Annotated in this window: 18 protein-coding genes and 7 tRNA genes; 11 read left to right on the top strand and 14 right to left on the bottom strand. The window is 40.2% G+C overall.

The genetic code is table 11. From position 1 onward, the window contains the following. The gene (ttcA, locus tag ACRC53_RS05085; protein WP_438621823.1) at positions 1 to 936 is read right to left on the bottom strand and encodes a tRNA 2-thiocytidine(32) synthetase TtcA; all 936 of its coding nucleotides are present in this window, start codon (positions 934 to 936) and stop codon (positions 1 to 3) included. A 320-nt stretch (positions 937 to 1,256) separates the two neighbouring features. Next, positions 1,257 to 1,604 (bottom strand): hypothetical protein, encoded by a 348-nt coding sequence (locus tag ACRC53_RS05080; RefSeq protein WP_438641009.1) that lies wholly within the window; start codon positions 1,602 to 1,604, stop codon positions 1,257 to 1,259. Between the two features lie 294 nt (positions 1,605 to 1,898). On the opposite strand from ACRC53_RS05080, the gene ACRC53_RS05075 reads away from it, so the two are divergent. Continuing rightward, entirely contained in the window at positions 1,899 to 2,819 is a 921-nt protein-coding gene (locus ACRC53_RS05075) for a cation diffusion facilitator family transporter (protein WP_438642451.1), read from the top strand. 201 nt (positions 2,820 to 3,020) lie between these two features. On the opposite strand, the gene uspE is transcribed toward ACRC53_RS05075, so the two are convergent. From uspE to ccoN, 10 genes are all read right to left on the bottom strand, one after another. Further along, on the bottom strand, positions 3,021 to 3,980 hold the full coding sequence (uspE, locus tag ACRC53_RS05070) for a universal stress protein UspE (RefSeq protein ID WP_438642450.1): 960 nt from the start codon (positions 3,978 to 3,980) through the stop codon (positions 3,021 to 3,023). Positions 3,981 to 4,129: 149 nt separating this feature from the next. Then, complete coding sequence (locus tag ACRC53_RS05065; protein WP_438642449.1) at positions 4,130 to 4,879, bottom strand: FNR family transcription factor; 750 nt, start codon at positions 4,877 to 4,879, stop codon at positions 4,130 to 4,132. A gap of 65 nt (positions 4,880 to 4,944) precedes the next feature. Then, positions 4,945 to 5,601, bottom strand: a complete 657-nt coding sequence (locus tag ACRC53_RS05060) for a sulfite exporter TauE/SafE family protein (protein WP_438642448.1) — start codon at positions 5,599 to 5,601, stop codon at positions 4,945 to 4,947. A 13-nt stretch (positions 5,602 to 5,614) separates the two neighbouring features. After that, the gene (gene ccoS, locus ACRC53_RS05055; protein WP_438642447.1) at positions 5,615 to 5,842 is read right to left on the bottom strand and encodes a cbb3-type cytochrome oxidase assembly protein CcoS; all 228 of its coding nucleotides are present in this window, start codon (positions 5,840 to 5,842) and stop codon (positions 5,615 to 5,617) included. 3 nt (positions 5,843 to 5,845) lie between these two features. After that, positions 5,846 to 8,341, bottom strand: coding sequence for a heavy metal translocating P-type ATPase (locus tag ACRC53_RS05050; RefSeq protein ID WP_438642446.1), 2,496 nt, complete (start codon positions 8,339 to 8,341; stop codon positions 5,846 to 5,848). Positions 8,342 to 8,400: 59 nt separating this feature from the next. Beyond that, on the bottom strand, positions 8,401 to 8,889 hold the full coding sequence (locus ACRC53_RS05045) for a FixH family protein (protein ID WP_438642445.1): 489 nt from the start codon (positions 8,887 to 8,889) through the stop codon (positions 8,401 to 8,403). 176 nt (positions 8,890 to 9,065) lie between these two features. Beyond that, complete coding sequence (gene ccoP, locus ACRC53_RS05040) at positions 9,066 to 10,070, bottom strand: cytochrome-c oxidase, cbb3-type subunit III (protein ID WP_438642444.1); 1,005 nt, start codon at positions 10,068 to 10,070, stop codon at positions 9,066 to 9,068. Next, complete coding sequence (locus ACRC53_RS05035) at positions 10,067 to 10,246, bottom strand: cbb3-type cytochrome oxidase subunit 3 (RefSeq protein ID WP_438642443.1); 180 nt, start codon at positions 10,244 to 10,246, stop codon at positions 10,067 to 10,069. The genes ccoP and ACRC53_RS05035 overlap by 4 nt, the downstream gene beginning before the upstream one ends. Positions 10,247 to 10,255: 9 nt before the next feature. Further along, positions 10,256 to 10,876 (bottom strand): cytochrome-c oxidase, cbb3-type subunit II, encoded by a 621-nt coding sequence (ccoO, locus tag ACRC53_RS05030; RefSeq protein WP_438642442.1) that lies wholly within the window; start codon positions 10,874 to 10,876, stop codon positions 10,256 to 10,258. Positions 10,877 to 10,890: 14 nt separating this feature from the next. Next, a complete protein-coding gene (gene ccoN, locus ACRC53_RS05025) occupies positions 10,891 to 12,330 on the bottom strand; it encodes a cytochrome-c oxidase, cbb3-type subunit I (protein WP_438642441.1) in 1,440 nt (479 codons plus the stop codon). A gap of 263 nt (positions 12,331 to 12,593) precedes the next feature. Between ccoN and ACRC53_RS05020 the strand changes: the two genes are divergently transcribed. Then, positions 12,594 to 13,070 (top strand): hypothetical protein, encoded by a 477-nt coding sequence (locus ACRC53_RS05020; protein WP_438642440.1) that lies wholly within the window; start codon positions 12,594 to 12,596, stop codon positions 13,068 to 13,070. Positions 13,071 to 13,202: 132 nt separating this feature from the next. After that, the gene (locus ACRC53_RS05015; protein WP_438642439.1) at positions 13,203 to 13,664 is read left to right on the top strand and encodes an acyl-CoA thioesterase; all 462 of its coding nucleotides are present in this window, start codon (positions 13,203 to 13,205) and stop codon (positions 13,662 to 13,664) included. Between the two features lie 3 nt (positions 13,665 to 13,667). Here ACRC53_RS05015 and ACRC53_RS05010 read toward each other — a convergent pair whose 3' ends face one another. Next, on the bottom strand, positions 13,668 to 14,390 hold the full coding sequence (locus ACRC53_RS05010) for a DUF3581 domain-containing protein (protein ID WP_438642438.1): 723 nt from the start codon (positions 14,388 to 14,390) through the stop codon (positions 13,668 to 13,670). A 328-nt stretch (positions 14,391 to 14,718) separates the two neighbouring features. On the opposite strand from ACRC53_RS05010, the gene ACRC53_RS05005 reads away from it, so the two are divergent. The 7 genes from ACRC53_RS05005 to ACRC53_RS04975 all read left to right on the top strand — a co-directional run bounded on the left by ACRC53_RS05005 (position 14,719) and on the right by ACRC53_RS04975 (position 15,545). Continuing rightward, positions 14,719 to 14,794: transfer RNA gene (locus ACRC53_RS05005), tRNA-Gly, on the top strand. Positions 14,795 to 14,796: 2 nt separating this feature from the next. Beyond that, a tRNA-Cys gene (locus ACRC53_RS05000) sits at positions 14,797 to 14,870 on the top strand. Between the two features lie 30 nt (positions 14,871 to 14,900). Next, positions 14,901 to 14,976 (top strand) — tRNA-Met (locus tag ACRC53_RS04995). 64 nt (positions 14,977 to 15,040) lie between these two features. After that, positions 15,041 to 15,116 (top strand) — tRNA-Met (locus ACRC53_RS04990). 65 nt (positions 15,117 to 15,181) lie between these two features. Next, positions 15,182 to 15,257: transfer RNA gene (locus ACRC53_RS04985), tRNA-Met, on the top strand. A 65-nt stretch (positions 15,258 to 15,322) separates the two neighbouring features. Beyond that, a tRNA-Met gene (locus ACRC53_RS04980) sits at positions 15,323 to 15,398 on the top strand. A 71-nt stretch (positions 15,399 to 15,469) separates the two neighbouring features. Then, positions 15,470 to 15,545: transfer RNA gene (locus ACRC53_RS04975), tRNA-Met, on the top strand. Between the two features lie 446 nt (positions 15,546 to 15,991). Here ACRC53_RS04975 and ribA read toward each other — a convergent pair. Further along, entirely contained in the window at positions 15,992 to 16,582 is a 591-nt protein-coding gene (gene ribA, locus ACRC53_RS04970) for a GTP cyclohydrolase II (protein ID WP_438642437.1), read from the bottom strand. 297 nt (positions 16,583 to 16,879) lie between these two features. Between ribA and nagK the strand changes: the two genes are divergently transcribed. Next, a complete protein-coding gene (gene nagK, locus ACRC53_RS04965) occupies positions 16,880 to 17,791 on the top strand; it encodes an N-acetylglucosamine kinase (RefSeq protein ID WP_438642436.1) in 912 nt (303 codons plus the stop codon). The last annotated feature ends 30 nt before the right edge of the window (positions 17,792 to 17,821 follow it).

Here is a 17,821-nt window from a genome sequence, read left to right as displayed (position 1 = left end):
TTATTTCAGCTCAACAATATCAAGACGTTCGCCGATATTGACGACCAAATCTTCATCATCTTCTAAACCCACTGGTTGCAGAGGGATCTCTTGTCTATCAAACGCAATATCCCCGCCATCAACCACTTCGCTGCCGGCATGAATAGATTTGAAATCAAACAATGCGCTATCACACATGTGTGAAGGAACAATATTTTGCGTTGCGCGGAACATGGTTTCAATTCGACCCGGATGGCTCTTATCCCAGCCACGTAACATCTCTTTGATGACCTGACGCTGCAAGTTTGGTTGTGAACCACACAAGTTGCACGGAATAATCGGGAAGTCACGCACCTCAGCATAACGTTCGATATCTTTTTCACGGCAATATGCCAGCGGACGGATCACCACATGCTTACCATCATCACTGACCAGTTTTGGCGGCATACCTTTGAGTTTTCCACCGTAGAACATATTTAAGAACATCGTCTCGAGGATGTCATCACGGTGATGCCCTAATGCAATCTTGGTTGCACCCAACTCAGTCGCCGTACGATATAAAATACCGCGGCGCAAGCGTGAGCAGAGCGAACAGGTAGTTTTACCTTCGGGGATCTTATCTTTAACAATAGAGTAGGTATCTTCTTCAACAATTTTGTACTCAACACCGATACTTTCCAGATAAGCAGGCAGGATTTCTGACGGAAAACCAGGCTGCTTCTGATCCAGATTTACGGCAATCAGTTCAAAATTAATTGGCGCACTTTGCTGCAAATTACGCAAAATATCGAGCAGCGTATAACTGTCTTTACCACCGGACAAGCAGACCATAATTCGGTCGCCTTCCTCAATCATGTTAAAGTCAGCAATCGCCGTGCCGATTTCACGGCGTAAACGTTTTTGCAGTTTATTGAAGTTATACTGTTGTTTTTGATTAAGATCTTGTGTCATCGTCATATTTCTAATGCTGATATTCTCTAAGATGCAAACATTGCATCTGGTACAATAAATCTATGCCGCGTATGGTACGGTTTTCTGCCGTTATTACCACAAAAATTGCGACAAAAAAAAGCCCGCAGAGCGGGCCAGTAGATTACTCTTTTCCGTGATAACTGTTCAGGGCAGCCATTCCGTTGGCTTTGGCAGATTCAATATCTGCCCATTGAAGTAACTCGTCACGAGTCATGGCCTACTCCTGAATAACGGCATATCGAAAATTCGATACGTTGAAGAATATACCTTGAACATGTGACAATAACTAGACTCTCAGGCTGTTCTCAGCAGCCACCACAGCTTCCGCAGCGCCAATCGGCCAGATTAATGGCCTCATAAAACCAGCGTAAGTGCATTTCATCAGCCGGAATTGCGTGATCAATAAAACAGTCAACAACCCAGTCGGCATGCTTAATAATCCACTCATCACAATGTAGCCCTTCGGCAAATAGTGGGTCATCTGGTGACATAAAAGAGTAAATCCCATATGTATCCATATGATTTTCATTATTTTTATCAGGAATGTTCAGTAATGCATCGTTGTAGGTAATGATCCAATGTCCTAAACACAGCGTATTTCCTGCTCGACTCCAGCGTGCCGAGAAGGGGTTTTCAGAATTTATTGTCATCATGATGATTAGCGTAAACGTGCTTAAAAGTGTGTTTTTAATATCTTTTGTGATTATAAAACGATAAACACGATAAGTCTTATCGGAAAGAGGAAGATAGAGTCGGGTACAAATATTATCTGTATGCTATCTTCTAGCTGTTTTTGACTCTACAGTTGCGGTCTGAGCAGGGCTTAATGAGCCACATTCGACTCCCTGTCCTATATGGCGTGTGCTGCATAATTTTTGCTATCTAAAACGTCGGCTCAAAAACATCACTCATGTGTATCATTTTTTTATTTGAATGGAGGAACACTTATGGTTGCTATTAACCATGCCCTTATTAGGGAACGTCAGGCTTTAAAACTGTCATTGGCCGGAACAATCATTATGTCTGGCTTTGGTATTGGTTATGGTTTATCTGTTGGATCTGATGCTATCTTTATGGATGGTTTGTTTTCATTGCTCAGTATGGCGATGACAGGGCTCGGGTTAATGACCGCCTATCTGGTTGCTCGTCCAGATGACCACCGCTTTCAATATGGCTACGCTCACCTTGAACCTCTGATTAATGTGGTAAACGGCAGTATTATTTTACTGACGTGTATATACGCATTTTTCAATGCTCTTCTCTCTATTCGTACCGGTGGACATGCGGTTAACCTCGACAGTGCATTAATCTATGCATCGCTATCAACCCTATTTTGTTTAACGGTATATTGGTTTGAATCTCGGGTTGCCCGCTCGGTAAACTCAGAGCTGGTCAGTGTAGATGCCAAAGAGTGGTTGGTAGATAGCTTATTAAGTGCCACCATATTGGTTGGATTTTGTATTGCTAAATTGCTCGAACCTACCCAATTTGCTTGGATGAATCTATACATTGACTCCGTAATGGTGTTGGTACTTGCTTTGGTTGCGATGCTGATCCCCATTAATGTGTTACGCCGTAACTTACGTGAAGTGTTACTTGTTGCACCGCGCTCCTCACTTTCAGATCATTTAGATCAAACATTATCGCATATTGCCACTCGTCACGGGTTTATCGAATACTCCAGCCATTTGGCAAAAATTGGTCGTCGCTATGAAGTTGAAGTGAATATTCTTGTTCCATGCGAAGGGGATTGGGGTATACACCGACAAGATAATATTCGTGCTGAATTATGGGCTGAGTTGGGGGATGAGCTGGGGAGTGACCCATGGCTGTCGCTCTGCTTTACCAGTGAGGCTCGCTGGTTATAAAAGAGTATAAAGATTTATATATAATCAAGCGAATTAACACAGACGACATACAACTCAAAGGCCATAAAAATAAAACGGCAAGGCTAATAAAAGTAAAGAGAAATAAAAATAGCCTTACCGAATATGTATAGAAAATAATAGCTATGCTGTATTGATTATGTATACAACAAAACTATGTTTATACATGTGCTAATATGTTAATTAACTCTCTGCATCAATGGGGCAGATAAACCCTTCTGGTTTTACGGCCAATAAATCACAAGTAAGCCGATCAATCACATGTTCAGCCGTATTACCGATAAATGCGGCTGAAAATCCAGTGCGACCAATTGTGCCTAAAATGACTAATTCAGCATCAAGTTGAGTCGCGATATCAGGAATAACCTCTTCAGGTAAACCCTCAACAACATGGGTATGTTCAACATCAATATTATTGTGTTGGCGTAATGCCTTCATACCTAATAAGTGATGCCCACGAATAGCATCATTATAAGTTGTAGGATCAAACTCAGGAATATCAATAGTAATATTGAGAGGTGTTGAGGGATATGCGTTGACTAAATGAATTTCTGATTGTGGCAGTGCTTTACTCAAGGTTTGAGCTTCGTCGAGCAATTTTTGGTTCAATTCCAAATGGTACTCTTCGTCACTGGATAGATTTACAGCCACGATTAACTTATTATATTCCCGCCATGTTTGCGCTTTTACCATTAAAACAGGGCATGGGCACTTGCGTAACAGATGCCAATCTGTTGGTGTAAAGATGAGTGACTCTAATCCATCATGCTGATGAGTCGCTTTGATCAGTAAGTCATGCTTTCCTCGAATTACCTGTTGAATAATAGCTTCAAAAGGGCGGTTATGCCAAACAACGTTAATGTTAATAGAAACGGCATTCTCTTTATACGCATTAGAATGCGTACATTGAGCCAGTATATCTTGAATCCAACTAATACGCTGCCCAACAACACCATTACGCATAGCTTGCCGTTCATCGGCAGAGAGCATCGATGTCATTTCATACGAAAAGTCATAGATAGATAAAAAAGCAGTAATGGTTGTACCTTCTTCTTGTTGAGCAAGATAGATAGCACGGCTTAATGCAGGTTGATCTTCTTGATTAGGATCAATTGCAACAAGAATATTACGGTATTTAAGCATACAGTCCCCCTATCTTTGAGGCTACTGGTTATGGAATGACAGATATTGATCGTACGTATTATATAAATAGCAGAATGAGAAAGTCAGAAGAGAGACACGGGTCAAGAATATGAGTAATCGTTGACCCTTGTTAAGGTTTTGAGTTAAAACTACGCTGATTTATTGTTACCAGCCAACACTGAAAGAGCATCGATATCATTGATAGTAATGTATTTACCTTTAACTACTAAAATATCAGATTTTTGAAAACGGCCAAGTAAACGGCTAATCGTTTCAACGGTTAAGCCAAGGTAGTTACCAATATCACCCCGTGTCATCGTGAGTCGAAACTCACGCGGTGAAAAACCACGTGCAGCAAAACGATGTGATAAATTGTAGATAAAAGCAGCTAAACGTTCCTCTGCATTTTTCTTTGATAGCAGCAAGATCATGTCTTGATCAACTTTGATTTCACTGCTCATTAAACGCATCATCTGCTGACGCAGTTTGGGCATTTTACCTGAAAGATCATCAAGCACTTCGTAAGGGATTTCACACACCATTGATGTTTCGAGAGCTTGTGCAAAACTAGGGTGTGTCATTGAATTAATAGCATCAAAACCAACGAGATCACCGGCTAAGTGAAATGCAGTAATTTGCTCATCACCTTGTTCGGTAATGGTATAGCTTTTTATCGTTCCAGAACGGATCGCATAGAGCGATTTTAATTCATCACCAGCTTTAAACAGTGCTTGGCTTTTTTGTATTGGTTTTTTTCTCTCGATGATATTATCTAACTGATCCAATTCACTTTCATTGAGGGTAAATGGGATACACAATTGACTAATGCTACAGTCTTGACAATGGATAGCACAGCCACCGGATTGGATGCGACGAATTGTCTTTTTCTCTGGAATCATACTGTATAACACTGCCTAATATTGATTTTAGTCAATTTTATCACGTTTGTTTGTCAATTGGCTAATTATGTCAGTTGTTGAATGGCAACATAAGCTGTTTGTAATCCATAAACAAACAGTAACAATGCCGATGTGCGTTTTAGCATTAATGTTGTAAGCCATTTTCGCAAGTATTCAGCCACATGACCGACAGTCAGCATAGTTGGCAATGTACCTAAGCCAAAAAATAACATGATGATTGCCCCTGATATTGCACTACCAGATGCTGCAGCCCAACTTAAACTAGAGTAAACAAGCCCACAAGGTAGCCAGCCCCAAATAAACCCCATTGGAAAGGGTATCAGTGGGTGACGTAGCGACAACATCTTTTGTGCAATAGGCGTTAAGCCACGCCAAAAAAACTGCCCGATACGTTCAATTTTTTGCAGACCAAACCACCATTGCCCCATATATAGTGCGAGTAAAACCATCATTCCAGCAGCACATAAACGCAATATAGCTAGAGTATATTTTGCAGTACTCAGTTCAGTCAGAGAAGCAAATACTCCACCAATAACAAATCCTGCAAAAGTATAAGCAGTGATCCGCCCAATATTATAAAGAAAAAGAGCCCTTATTTTTTGTATAAGTGAATGATCTTTAGGTAAGGTAAATGTTAATACAGCAGAAATGCCACCGCACATACCTAAACAGTGCCCAGCACCTACAAGGCCAACTAACATAGCTCCTATTGCATCAAACGCGATCATGATGAGTTTGGTTAAGAGAAGTCGGGCGTGGTGGCGTGTTTTTTTCAGGTATTATTGCGCTATTTTTTTCTGTGGCCTCATCTTCAAATAAAATTTGCATACCTTGACGATTTAAATCTTCAAATTGCTCTGATTTTACTGCCCATAAAAAAATTAGAACAGCAATTAGTACAAATAGCATAGTAATTGGAACAAGAGTATAGATAATATCCATGTATTACCTCATTAGCCGCAATGAATTAATCACGACAATTAAAGAGCTCGCAGACATACCTAAAGACGCAATATAGGGTGGTAACATTCCAGCTATTGCTAAAGGTAAAATAATTAAATTATATCCTAATGCCCAAGCTAAGTTTTCACGAATAATTTTACGAGTACGTTTAGCCAGTTCAATGGCAAAAGGAATTTTAGCTAAATTATCTGATAGTAAAACAACATCTGCAGCATTTTTAGCAAGCTCAACACCACCTCCCATAGCAACGGAAATATGTGCACCTGCAAGTACAGGTGTATCATTTATACCGTCACCAATCATCATAACAATATCACCTTGTTGCTGTTTTTGTTTTAGGTAATGGAGTTTTTCAGAGGGAGATAAGCCTTTTGAACAATGATTAATAGAGAGTTGATGTGCAACATGATTAGCTGCTGTTGATGGATCACCGGTAAGCAAATGAACGTGAATATGATGTTTGTGTAAATGCTGTAAGCATGTTTTGGCCGTTACTCGAATAGGGTCTTGTAACCAAAAGCATGCGATAACTTGGTGGCTATTGGCTAAATAAATAGGCAGATTACCTTGCTGTATGTGTGCGAAGCTATCATCTTCATTTTCTGTATTAGGGAGTGTAATATATTGCTCAATAAAGGAACGATGACCTATTCGATAGGTTTCTCCGTGAATAATACCAGATAGTCCATTACCAATGTATGTGGTAATTTGCTCGGCAGTAAGAGAAGAGTCTTTAATTGTACGTTGAAAAAGCTGTGCTATAGGGTGAACACTGTGCATTTCAAGCGCACAGGCATAAGAAAATGCACGTTCTTTTGTCCAACAGTATTGATTGTCTTGGCAAGCTACTTTAGCTTGTTCTGAGTCTACGAGTTGATGATTTAAATATGGTGTTTTTTTTATGTGTGGATATAAGATAGTATCGATACAGATCATCTTTCCTTCTGTTAATGTGCCGGTTTTATCCATTGCGACACAATTAACTTGGCATAATGTTTCTAATACATGACTTTTTCGAATTAATATCCCATTTTGGCTCATTCGTGAAATAACACTGGTTATTGCCGTGGGTGTCGCTAATGCCAGAGCACAAGGGCAAGTTGCAACTAAGACTGAAAGCGTTATCCAGAATGCTTTTTCTGGTTGATACAGATGCCAGCCACACCACGTTAATCCTGCAATTAATAATAGCCCCCAAACGAAATAACGTGCAATTTGATCAGCAAGTAAAATAATCGCCGGTTTTGTTTGTAAGGCTTGGTCTTGTAAACGTAATATCTCAGCAATAAGACTATCAGGCCCCGTATGAGTAACTTGTGCAAGCAAATTACCTTCACCATTAATTGTACCGGTATAAATACAATCTTTCGGGTTTTTAGTCACGGGTAAATGTTCACCGGTTAACATGGACTCGTTGATATCACTACGGCCAAAGATAATTTTTGCATCAGCCGGTATAGCTTCACCTGGGCGAATAATTATCATATCGCCAGGCTGTAAACTTTTGGCTGCCACTTGTTTACCCGATTCAAGTGTGGCAATAGTAGGAATAAATTTAAGTAAGTTGCTTGTTGCCTCAGTTGCAATGCGCCGAACTCGCATTTCAAGAAAACGGCCCAAAAGCAAGAAAAAGGCAAACATGGTGATAGATTCAAAATAAACCTCACCACTATCAATAATAGTGGCATATGCACTAGCAATATAAGCGCCAATAAGAACAAAAGAGACAGGAACATCCATATTCAATGCGCGAGCTTTTAAACTACGCCATGCACTATGATAAAAAGGAAGAGAGGAGTATAAAATTACAGGTGTTGACATAATAAAACTGACCCAGCGAAGATACCACCGCTGTATGTCATCAAGATCGCTAAATGCATCTAGATAGAGTGCTATAGCAACCATCATCACTTGCATGCTGGCTAAACCGGCTACGCCGAGTTTACGTAAATAATTATTCATCGCATAGCGATATTGTTGTTCGTGTTGTGTAATTTCAAATGGTGCTGCGTGATAACCAAGCTGTTGTAATGACAGTAGTAGTGTACTTAATTTAACACGCTGATCATCCCACTTTAAACGTGCTCTTTGTGCAGTTGCATTTACTTGTATTTGGCTCACACCTGCAATTTTACTAATATGTTTTTCTATTAACCATGCACATGCTGCGCAAGTCATATTATCTAACGATAAAGTGACATCAGATACTCCTTCTTGTTGCTTCACAAACTCAGCTTGCACTTCTTTAATATCGTAGTGCTGTAAAGTGTTTAACTCTGTAGGAATAAGTTCAGCTTTTTCTGCTGTTGCAGTACGGTATTGGTAGTAAGAAGTGAGACCGCTATCTACAATGGTTTGTGCTACAGCTTGGCATCCAGGGCAACACATAGGTTGACGATGGTTAAATATAACCACAGAAAAGTCTGTGCCAGCAGGGATTGAATCATTACAGTGGTAACAAACACTGATGGTATTCATATTATCAAAACCTACTTAATATGCTGCTATAACAGCAGTCTTGAGCACTATAAACATACTCATGTGTGCCCATAAACAGTAAATGTTTGATGACTAGGAAGCATAATTTGAGTTTGCAGTCGCCATTTTTTATCAAATGGCTCAATACTGACGTACCATTTACCTTGTATAGCTAAAGGTAATACAAAGCGATAAGTACCACTATAATCTGCGTTAATCATCAAATGTAGATCTTTATCTTGTAGAGTTGGATGATAAAAGTAAATTTTTAATGCTGGATAATGAGGTAATTGACCTTTATCAAAATTTAATGAGGCTTGTGTCCCAGTAATATACAATGAGGCTTGAATGCCAGCATTATTTGCGGTTTGAAGACGGCTAATATCTTCGTTAATAGCCTTACCTTTATTGTAATAATCATCTACAACAAGGCTATCTTGGGTATTCATTGCTAGTGTTAGTGTGTAAAAACTAGCAATAACAGCAACGACAGGTAAAGTAATTAAAAACCAAGGCCAGAATTGTTTGTACCAAACTTGTTGAACCATATTTCACATCCATGCTTAATGTATGGTGTTATATTTCACAGATACATTAATGTATTATTGTAAGTTTATATTTTATGCTGTTGTATGGCTAACGTTTTTAGAGCTATGTGTTAGGGTATAGACAATTATTTTATCTATACCCTAGTTTATACGTTATTGTTTTGTTCAAAAATCACTTATTTGTGTGTTGCCATATCAGTTGTACTCTTATTGCTGTGGCTAAGGCTATAGACATAGGCAGACAGAATATGAATTTTTTCATCGCCTAAGACTTTATCCCATGCAGGCATAACACCTTGTCGGCCATATTTCACAGTCTCTTCAACTGTTGCACGGCTACCGCCATATAACCAAATTTGGTCGGTAAGGTTAGGCGCTCCAACAGCAGGATTTCCTTTACCGTCGGGCCCATGGCATGCAGAACATAATACAAAGCGACTCTTTCCTGCTTCAGCCTCACGCGGATCAACTTTTCGACCAGATAAACTTAATGTATAGCTTACCACCTCACGGACACCATTAGGGCCTAGTGTTTCTAGCCATGCAGGCATTGCACCTTGACGGCCATGTAAAATAGTGGTTTTAATAATTTCAGGTGCACCACCATAGAGCCAGTCATTATCTGTTAAATTAGGAAAGCCTTTTTGTCCTCTAGCATCAGATCCATGGCATAACGCACAGTTTTGTAAAAATAGGGCGCGGCCTACTTTGAGTGCATTATCATCTGTGGCGATTTCTGTTAATGGGCGTAATGTTTTTCCATCAGCTTGATAAGCGAGGCGTTTAAAGGTTTCGCCATACACTTTATCAGCGTGTACTTTTTCTTGATCATATTGAATATATTGACCACTTTGTTCAGCTTGTGTGCTCGCACTTGTTGATTCTTGAAGAGATAGCACATTTTTATTAGCACTGTGCCAATTGAGCAGATTTCCCCAAGAGCCTAATCCGGGATAAAGCACAAGATAACCGAGTGCAAATACAATGGTCATCCAGAACATATAACGCCACCATTTTGGTAGGGGGTTATTGATCTCTTTAATACCATCATAGGTATGGCCCATGTCGGCACCTTCATCGATACCGGTTTTATCTTTCGTACACCACCGTAATAGCAGAGCACAGCCAAGAATACTGCCAAGGGTAATAATGGTAATCCAAAGGGTCCAAAATAGACTCATTCTTGCTTACTCCCTGCTTGCGGCACAGATTGTTGTGGTTTTTCATCAGCAAAAACCAAATTAGCCGCTTCCTTAAACCGAGCATGACGTTTTTTACTGTAAGCCCAAAATATAATGCCTAGAAAACTGACAAAAACGGTTACGGTATAGATGCTATGGATAATGCCAAAGTTCATTGTCCGCTCCTACTGTTTCATTGCCAAGCCAAGAGATTGTAAATAGGCTATTAGCGCATCCATTTCTGTTTTCCCTTTAACATCTGTTGGCGCAGAAGCAATTTGCGCATCAGTATAAGGAACACCAAAATTATCGCGAAAGAGCGCCAGCTTTTTACCGGTTAACTCGCCGGTTAATACATTCTCTTCTAGCCATGGGAATGCAGGCATGTTTGATTCTGGTACAACAGCGCGTGGGTCAATTAAGTGTTCACGGTGCCATGTATCAGAGTAACGGCCACCAACACGTGCCAAATCAGGTCCAGTACGCTTTGAACCCCATAAGAATGGATGTTCCCACACTGACTCTCCAGCAACTGAGTAGTGGCCATAACGCTCGGTTTCTGCACGTAATGGCCGAATCATCTGGCTATGGCATACATGGCAGCCTTCACGAATATAGATATCTCGGCCTTCCATTTGCAGCGCGGTATAGGGTTTTAGATCGGAGACTGGCTGAGTCGTCTCTTTTTGGAACATCAGTGGAACTATCTCGACTAATCCACCAAGGCTAATAGCAATAACAATAAGAATTGCTAACAAACCGATATTTTTTTCAATGATCTCATGGCGATTACGTTGGTTGCTCATGACTATCTTCCCTGTTATACCGACTCAGAGGTTGGTTCAATAGCTTCATGTTCTTTGTTATCTGAAATAACGGTTTTATAGGTGTTGTATGCCATGATGAACATACCTGCCACAATAAATAGACCGCCAACAAAGCGAATAAAGTAGAACGGATAGGAAGCTTGTAATCCTTCAACAAAAGAGTAGGTTAATGTTCCATCCATATTAACTGCACGCCACATAAGCCCTTGCATTACGCCTGATATCCACATTGCAACGATATATAATACAGTGCCAATAGTGGCTAACCAAAAATGGACATTAATAAGCCGCACGCTGTACATCTGTTCTTTATGAAAAAGAATAGGAATTAAATGATACAACGATCCAATTGAGACCATAGCGACCCAACCAAGTGCACCAGAATGTACATGGCCGATTGTCCAGTCAGTGTAGTGTGATAGAGCATTGACGGTTTTAATGGCCATCATCGGGCCTTCAAACGTTGACATGCCATAAAATGAGAGTGAAACCACAAGGAAGCGGATAACAGGATCATCACGCAGTTTATGCCATGCACCTGATAGTGTCATAATACCGTTAATCATGCCGCCCCAAGAGGGAACAAACAAAATAACTGACATGACCATACCTAAAGATTGTGTCCAATCGGGTAGGGCTGTGTAGTGTAAATGGTGTGGCCCTGCCCAAATATAAAGGGAGATCAACGCCCAAAAGTGGACAATAGAGAGCCGATAAGAGTAAACTGGGCGGTTTGCTTGTTTAGGGACGAAGTAATACATCATACCTAAAAAACCGGCAGTGAGTAGAAAACCCACCGCATTATGGCCATACCACCACTGTACCATGGCATCTACAGCACCAGAATAGAGTGAATATGATTTAGTGAATGTAAGGGGGATCGCCATGCTGTTGATGATATGCAATGCAGCTACAGTGATAATAAATGCCCCAAAAAACCAGTTTGCAACGTAAATATGTGGTGTTTTACGTTTAGCAATTGTGCCAAAAAAGCAAATAGCATACGCAACCCAAACAACAGCAATTAAAATATCAATTGGCCATTCGAGCTCTGCGTACTCTTTAGACGTGGTATAGCCTAAAGGTAATGAGATGGCTGCACTCACAATAACTAATTGCCAACCCCAAAAAACAAATTGAGCTAATTTAGGGCTAAAAAGAACGGTTTGAGTTGTGCGCTGTACAACATAAAAAGAGGTAGCCATGAGTGCCGATGTACCAAAGGCAAAAATGACTGCATTAGTATGTAGTGGGCGTAAATGGCTATAAGTGAGCCACGGTGTTTCGAAATTGAGTTGGGGCCAAATAAGCTGTGCTGCAATTAATACACCTACAGACATACCCACAATACCCCAGACAATAGTCATCAGGGAGAATTGGCGCACGACTGTATAGTTGTAGGTTTGCTCAAGCGTATTCATCTGTTGAGTCATGATGATGTGCTTCCGCTGTTGTCGCTATCAACTACACTAATGTTTCCCTGTGCAGGAACATCTCTCTTTTGTATGCCATGTACTTTTGCTAATTGCTTTAAAACGTGGCATTTTTCGTTTGTGATTCTACTTTAGCTGCAAATAAAGCGCAGCAAAAAAAACACACATTTGTTACGGTGAAATAACAAAATTGTGTGTCTTGTAACGCTAGGTTTTAGCTTTGTGTGAAATTCGTGCAATTACCAACAACAAGAGGGGGTCTTGTGGCGGCAGAAAAATTAACACGTTTGCGTTTTATTCAGATTGTTTTCATCATGGTTTTTTTTCTTGGTTTGTTTGTATGGAGAACATTTGACAACCCTGTTGGAAAAAAGATCACACGCATATCAACAGCGTGTTCTTTAAATGAAGGGGCGTGTTCTTTACAGGAAAGCAGTACCGTGGTTAGTGCTAGTAAAGTCAATATTGCCAAAGTCACATTAAGCTCTTTGCCACCTAAAGCGGAGTATCCATTACAATTAGTGATTACGGGGGTTACTAAAAATACAATAGTCTCTGCCTATGTAGAGGGGAGAGATATGTTCATGGGAAAGATCCCTGTTGTTTTTTCGTTTGAAAATGGTCGCTGGATAGGTGATTTTACGGTGGGGTCGTGCACCAGTGAGCAAATGGTGTGGCAAGTCAATATCACACAAGGGAATACATTATCAACAGTCTTTTTTACTGTGAAGAGGGCATAAAAAAATAATTACGAAAAAGCTAATATATAACTGTAGCACATAAGTATAAATCAATGCGTACCGTAAGTTCATCGCGTGTATTTTATACAATCGGTAATTCATGGTTATTGATATTCAAGGAGGAGGTGGGCAATGAGTGGGTTAAAAAAGAGTGAGCAAGAAAATATTGCTATATCAAAAAGGGGAGTGAAATCTGTAAATATTACAGTCAGAGGATACCATCTTGATGTTTATCAGCATGTTAATAATGCAAGATATTTGGAGTTTTTAGAGGAAGCTCGTTGGCAGTGGCTTGAAGAGAGTGGTGATCTTGCATGGTGTGAAAAACATGCGGTAGGTTTTGTGGTGGCGAATATCAATATCAGTTACCGGAAACCGGCTTTGTTAAACCAGCATTTGCAGATTAGTTGCCAACTGACGAAATTGAGTAAGCACAGTGGGTTATTAACCCAATTCATTCATTGTGCAAAAAGTGGCGATATAATTGCAGATGCAATAATCACTTTTGTATGTGTAGATTTACAAACCCAGCGTGTATTGTCCATTGAGGGTGAACTACAACAACGTCTGGGCCATTGGCTGGTTATTGAGTAAGCCTTATGTGACATTACTCTGTTGCATAAAAGTTGTTTTGCGCTGTTCAAAACGTTGGATGAGATCGTCGATAGCCTCTTGTTGATAAGGCATTAGGCCACTGGCAACCATACGTTTGCGTCCAACACCAATCTCTTTTCCCTGTTCAGAAAAAATAAACTCTAGCGTTACGTTGCCACGTTTACCTTCAATATCCATCGTTGCATTACTTAGTTTAACGGTGGGATTGGTAAAATCGAGCGAATCCATTTCGAGAGTCATGCTTTCGTAAATAACAAGGGGTCTTGTTGGATGGATCATATGCTGTGATTGTTCCATTAACGGAACCATGATATGCGGGAAATTCATGCCTGAGAATGCAACGTAGTTTCGAATCACTTGCTCGGTGATCTGTTTATTGGTTGTGATATTACCCGCCCGTGTTAGGTTGAGGTAATTTTTACCCTGTTGATCTGTCACACACCAGCGGTCATTTGATTGAGGTGAGAGTGTTAAGTTGATACCATCAGTAACCATTCCTGCAAAATCAAAGTGCATTTTCTGGCTTAAACCTAGCTTATTGATAGTTAATGCAAATAGCAAATCACCAGGAACACAAAAACGCTTTGCGTCTGTATCATGAATAGGGTTGAAATCACCAGCAACTTTTTTAGCAAAATCACTGGCTTGTTCACGGCTAAAATAGAAGTGTTCAGGATTACTGTGATAAAACGGAGCTAGAAACATGAGTCAGTATCAACTTAAAATAAAGAACATGTATGCAGTGTAGCGAAAAATGCGGATGAAATGGTCTAGCCAGTGAAAATATTAAATTTAGACCTGTATTAAAACTAGAACAAGTAAAGTGTGATCGGTACATTCTTTTTATAAAAAAACATCAATTTGATTGATATTCACTCAAGTCGTTTGATTATCATGCAATTGCATTTTTTTGATAGAATAGTTTATTGACATCCTGCAGTAATCAGGTAATATCTGCATCCGTTCCCGGTAACAAATAAACATAACATGTTGAAGTTAAAGGGAAAGTAAAAGCATGTTAAATGTCGTAAGTGCGGGAATAGCTCAGTTGGTAGAGCACGACCTTGCCAAGGTCGGGGTCGCGAGTTCGAGTCTCGTTTCCCGCTCCAAAGGCGTGTTAACAAAGTGGTTATGTAGCGGATTGCAAATCCGCCTAGTCCGGTTCGACTCCGGAACACGCCTCCAAATTACGGTTTAGCAAAAGTGACATTTAGTCGCGGGGTGGAGCAGTTGGTAGCTCGTCGGGCTCATAACCCGAAGGTCGTTGGTTCAAGTCCAGCCCCCGCAACCAGTTTAGAATCAGGTGTTTGGCTTTTGTTTTATTAGAGTAAAACTTCTGAAAGGTAAAGATTAGTCGCGGGATGGAGCAGTTGGTAGCTCGTCGGGCTCATAACCCGAAGGTCGTTGGTTCAAGTCCAGCTCCCGCAACCAGTTAAAATCAGTGTTTATGTATCTTAGGTCTTAAAGATACATAAATATTTGAAGTAAAGATCAGTCGCGGGGTGGAGCAGTTGGTAGCTCGTCGGGCTCATAACCCGAAGGTCGTTGGTTCAAATCCAGCCCCCGCAACCAGTTAAAATCAGTGTTTATGCATCTTAGGTCTTAAAGATACATAAATATTTGAAGTAAAGATCAGTCGCGGGGTGGAGCAGTTGGTAGCTCGTCGGGCTCATAACCCGAAGGTCGTTGGTTCAAGTCCAGCCCCCGCAACCAGTTTAAAAGAAGAGAAATATTTTGTTTGCTGTTTAGGGCATAAAACAAATATCAGTACAGTAAAGATCAGTCGCGGGATGGAGCAGTTGGTAGCTCGTCGGGCTCATAACCCGAAGGTCGTTGGTTCAAGTCCAGCTCCCGCAACCAAATTTAAAACCACAGAGAAATCTGTGGTTTTTTCTTGCTTCAGAGATCCGCTTATTCTGTCATAAAATACATAGACTATTTATATTGCTAAATAGTAGTGTATTTTATTTTTCTCGCCTCATCATGCTATCCCATTTTCTTTTTTGATCGTTAATCTGCTGCTGTTTTAAGCGTATTTTTTTTATGATCGCCTGTTTTTTCTGCTTTTTTTGTACGATATTGGCAATAAAAAGAAAACAAAAAAAGATCAGTAACAGTATCAAAAAATTTGCAGACATATACCAACCTTATGCGACTAATATCGACATGAGCAGTAGACTGTATAGTTCATCATGATTACATATAGTATATGAAGTATACAGTCTGTAATGTTAGTATTTTTGTGCTATTGTTGAAGAGTTATAATAATAAATATAGGTATAAAATATCTAATGATAAAAGAGGGATTATTGATCGAGCATATGCCCCATTTTCATCGCTTTTGTTGCTAAATAGTGCTCATTTTTGGGGTTTTTACCAACTAAAAGTGGGACTCGTTCGACAATATTTATTCCAGTTGCAGATAGAATATCTACTTTTTTAGGGTTGTTAGTTAGTAAACGAATATTTTGAACGCCAAGTTGAGTAAACATGTCTGAGCATAAAGTAAAATCACGCTCATCATCTGCAAACCCTAACTGATGGTTTGCTTCTACTGTGTCAGCACCTTGATCTTGCAATGCATAAGCACGAATTTTATTTAGCAAGCCGATACCTCGTCCTTCTTGACGATGATATAGCAAAACTCCACGACCTTCTTCTGCAATACGCGTTAATGCTGCTTCAAGTTGAAAACCACAATCACAGCGCAAGCTGAACAAGGCATCACCGGTAAGGCATTCTGAGTGAACACGCGCTAAAACAGGATCGTCTCCTGAGATATCACCAAAAATCAGAGCAACATGATCTTTTCCCGTTTTGAGTTCTTCAAAACCGATCATTCGAAAATCGCCCCAAGGCGTCGGTAATACGGCTTCCGCCACCTGTTTTAATTTCATTGTTTTACTCCTGCAAATAGATTGCATTAACTCATTGAGTAAGGCCGGTAAATAAACAGTGCATTTTGCTATAGCAACCGGATGAACGTAGCTCATTCTACCTTGAAAAGATGGAGAGCAGAAACAGCTATGTTTATGCCAATAAATTGCGAAATAGCCCATGATATTACACTTGATATTCTAATTTTGTTCGACCAACTTTAGTTTTGTGCAATAATTAACCTATTGATTATTAATGAATACCGCAGCATAAGCAGGGTTTGTAGCGATACAGTAAACTTTATAAGGACGTGTGCGATGTATTATGGTTTGGATATTGGCGGAACAAAAATTGAGTTTGGTGCATTTGATACTGATTTAGTACGAGTAATGCGTGAACGGGTGACGACACCAGCGAGTAGCTATGATGATTTCTTATCTGCTATTGTAAATTTAGTGCGTGCTGCTGATGCAAAATTAGGCGTAGAAGGGAAAATAGGAATTGGTATCCCCGGTATTGCTGATGTTGATACGGGTAAATTGCTGACATCAAATATTCCGGCAGCCATGGGGCAAACGTTAAAACATGATCTTGAAGTGCTTCTAGATCGTGAAATTAGAATTGAAAATGATGCTAACTGCTTTGCCTTGTCTGAAGCCTGGGATGACGATTTGCGAGAGTATCCCTCTGTGCTTGGCTTGATTTTAGGTACGGGTGTGGGGGGGGGGATTGTTATCAATGGTAAAGTACATGCTGGACGAGCCAACATTGCAGGTGAGGTTGGCCATATCCGCTTACCTTATGATGCCTTGAAGCTGTTAGGTATGGAGAATGCCCCTATTTTTTCTTGTGGCTGCAAGAAAATGGGTTGTATTGATAATTATCTCTCTGGGCGTGGTTTTGAGCTTCTCTATGCTCACTATTTTGCAGAAAAGCTTTCTGCACAGGAAATTATTGAGCATTACTATGCCGGAGAGCGATGTGCTCTACAGCATGTTGATCGCTTTATCGATTTATTAGCTATTTGTCTTGGTAATATTCTGACGGTGCTTGATCCACATGTTGTTGTTATCGGTGGGGGCTTATCAAACTTTGCGTTGATTTATGAAGAGTTACCTAAGCGTTTGCCAGAGCATTTGCTGAATGTGGCTAAAGTGCCGCGGATAATTAAAGCTCGCCATGGTGATGCTGGTGGGGTACGTGGGGCAGCATTTTTACATTTATCATAACCTTTGATAATAATCACAGATTGCTAGTGA

This window comes from Plesiomonas sp., assembly GCF_051652165.1.
In the GTDB taxonomy this organism is placed as follows: Bacteria; Pseudomonadota; Gammaproteobacteria; order Enterobacterales; family CAMTGL01; genus Plesiomonas.
The sequence above is the reverse complement of the archived record's forward strand: the minus strand, read 5'-3'. Positions and strand labels throughout refer to the sequence as shown.

Coding starts and splice junctions, on each gene's coding strand:
- ACRC53_RS05065 (WP_438642449.1), bottom strand. CDS start 4,879: ATGATTCCAGAGAAAAAGACAATTCGTCGCATCCAATCCGGTGGCTGT.
- ttcA (WP_438621823.1), bottom strand. CDS start 936: ATGACGATGACACAAGATCTTAATCAAAAACAACAGTATAACTTCAAT.
- ccoN (WP_438642441.1), bottom strand. CDS start 12,330: ATGACTCAACAGATGAATACGCTTGAGCAAACCTACAACTATACAGTC.
- nagK (WP_438642436.1), top strand. CDS start 16,880: ATGTATTATGGTTTGGATATTGGCGGAACAAAAATTGAGTTTGGTGCA.
- ACRC53_RS05080 (WP_438641009.1), bottom strand. CDS start 1,604: ATGATGACAATAAATTCTGAAAACCCCTTCTCGGCACGCTGGAGTCGA.
- ACRC53_RS05015 (WP_438642439.1), top strand. CDS start 13,203: ATGAGTGGGTTAAAAAAGAGTGAGCAAGAAAATATTGCTATATCAAAA.
- ACRC53_RS05010 (WP_438642438.1), bottom strand. CDS start 14,390: ATGTTTCTAGCTCCGTTTTATCACAGTAATCCTGAACACTTCTATTTT.
- uspE (WP_438642450.1), bottom strand. CDS start 3,980: ATGCTTAAATACCGTAATATTCTTGTTGCAATTGATCCTAATCAAGAA.
- ACRC53_RS05060 (WP_438642448.1), bottom strand. CDS start 5,601: ATGTTAGTTGGCCTTGTAGGTGCTGGGCACTGTTTAGGTATGTGCGGT.
- ACRC53_RS05035 (WP_438642443.1), bottom strand. CDS start 10,246: ATGAACTTTGGCATTATCCATAGCATCTATACCGTAACCGTTTTTGTC.
- ccoS (WP_438642447.1), bottom strand. CDS start 5,842: ATGGATATTATCTATACTCTTGTTCCAATTACTATGCTATTTGTACTA.
- ccoO (WP_438642442.1), bottom strand. CDS start 10,876: ATGAGCAACCAACGTAATCGCCATGAGATCATTGAAAAAAATATCGGT.
- ACRC53_RS05050 (WP_438642446.1), bottom strand. CDS start 8,341: ATGAATACCATCAGTGTTTGTTACCACTGTAATGATTCAATCCCTGCT.
- ribA (WP_438642437.1), bottom strand. CDS start 16,582: ATGAAATTAAAACAGGTGGCGGAAGCCGTATTACCGACGCCTTGGGGC.
- ACRC53_RS05045 (WP_438642445.1), bottom strand. CDS start 8,889: ATGGTTCAACAAGTTTGGTACAAACAATTCTGGCCTTGGTTTTTAATT.
- ccoP (WP_438642444.1), bottom strand. CDS start 10,070: ATGAGTCTATTTTGGACCCTTTGGATTACCATTATTACCCTTGGCAGT.
- ACRC53_RS05075 (WP_438642451.1), top strand. CDS start 1,899: ATGGTTGCTATTAACCATGCCCTTATTAGGGAACGTCAGGCTTTAAAA.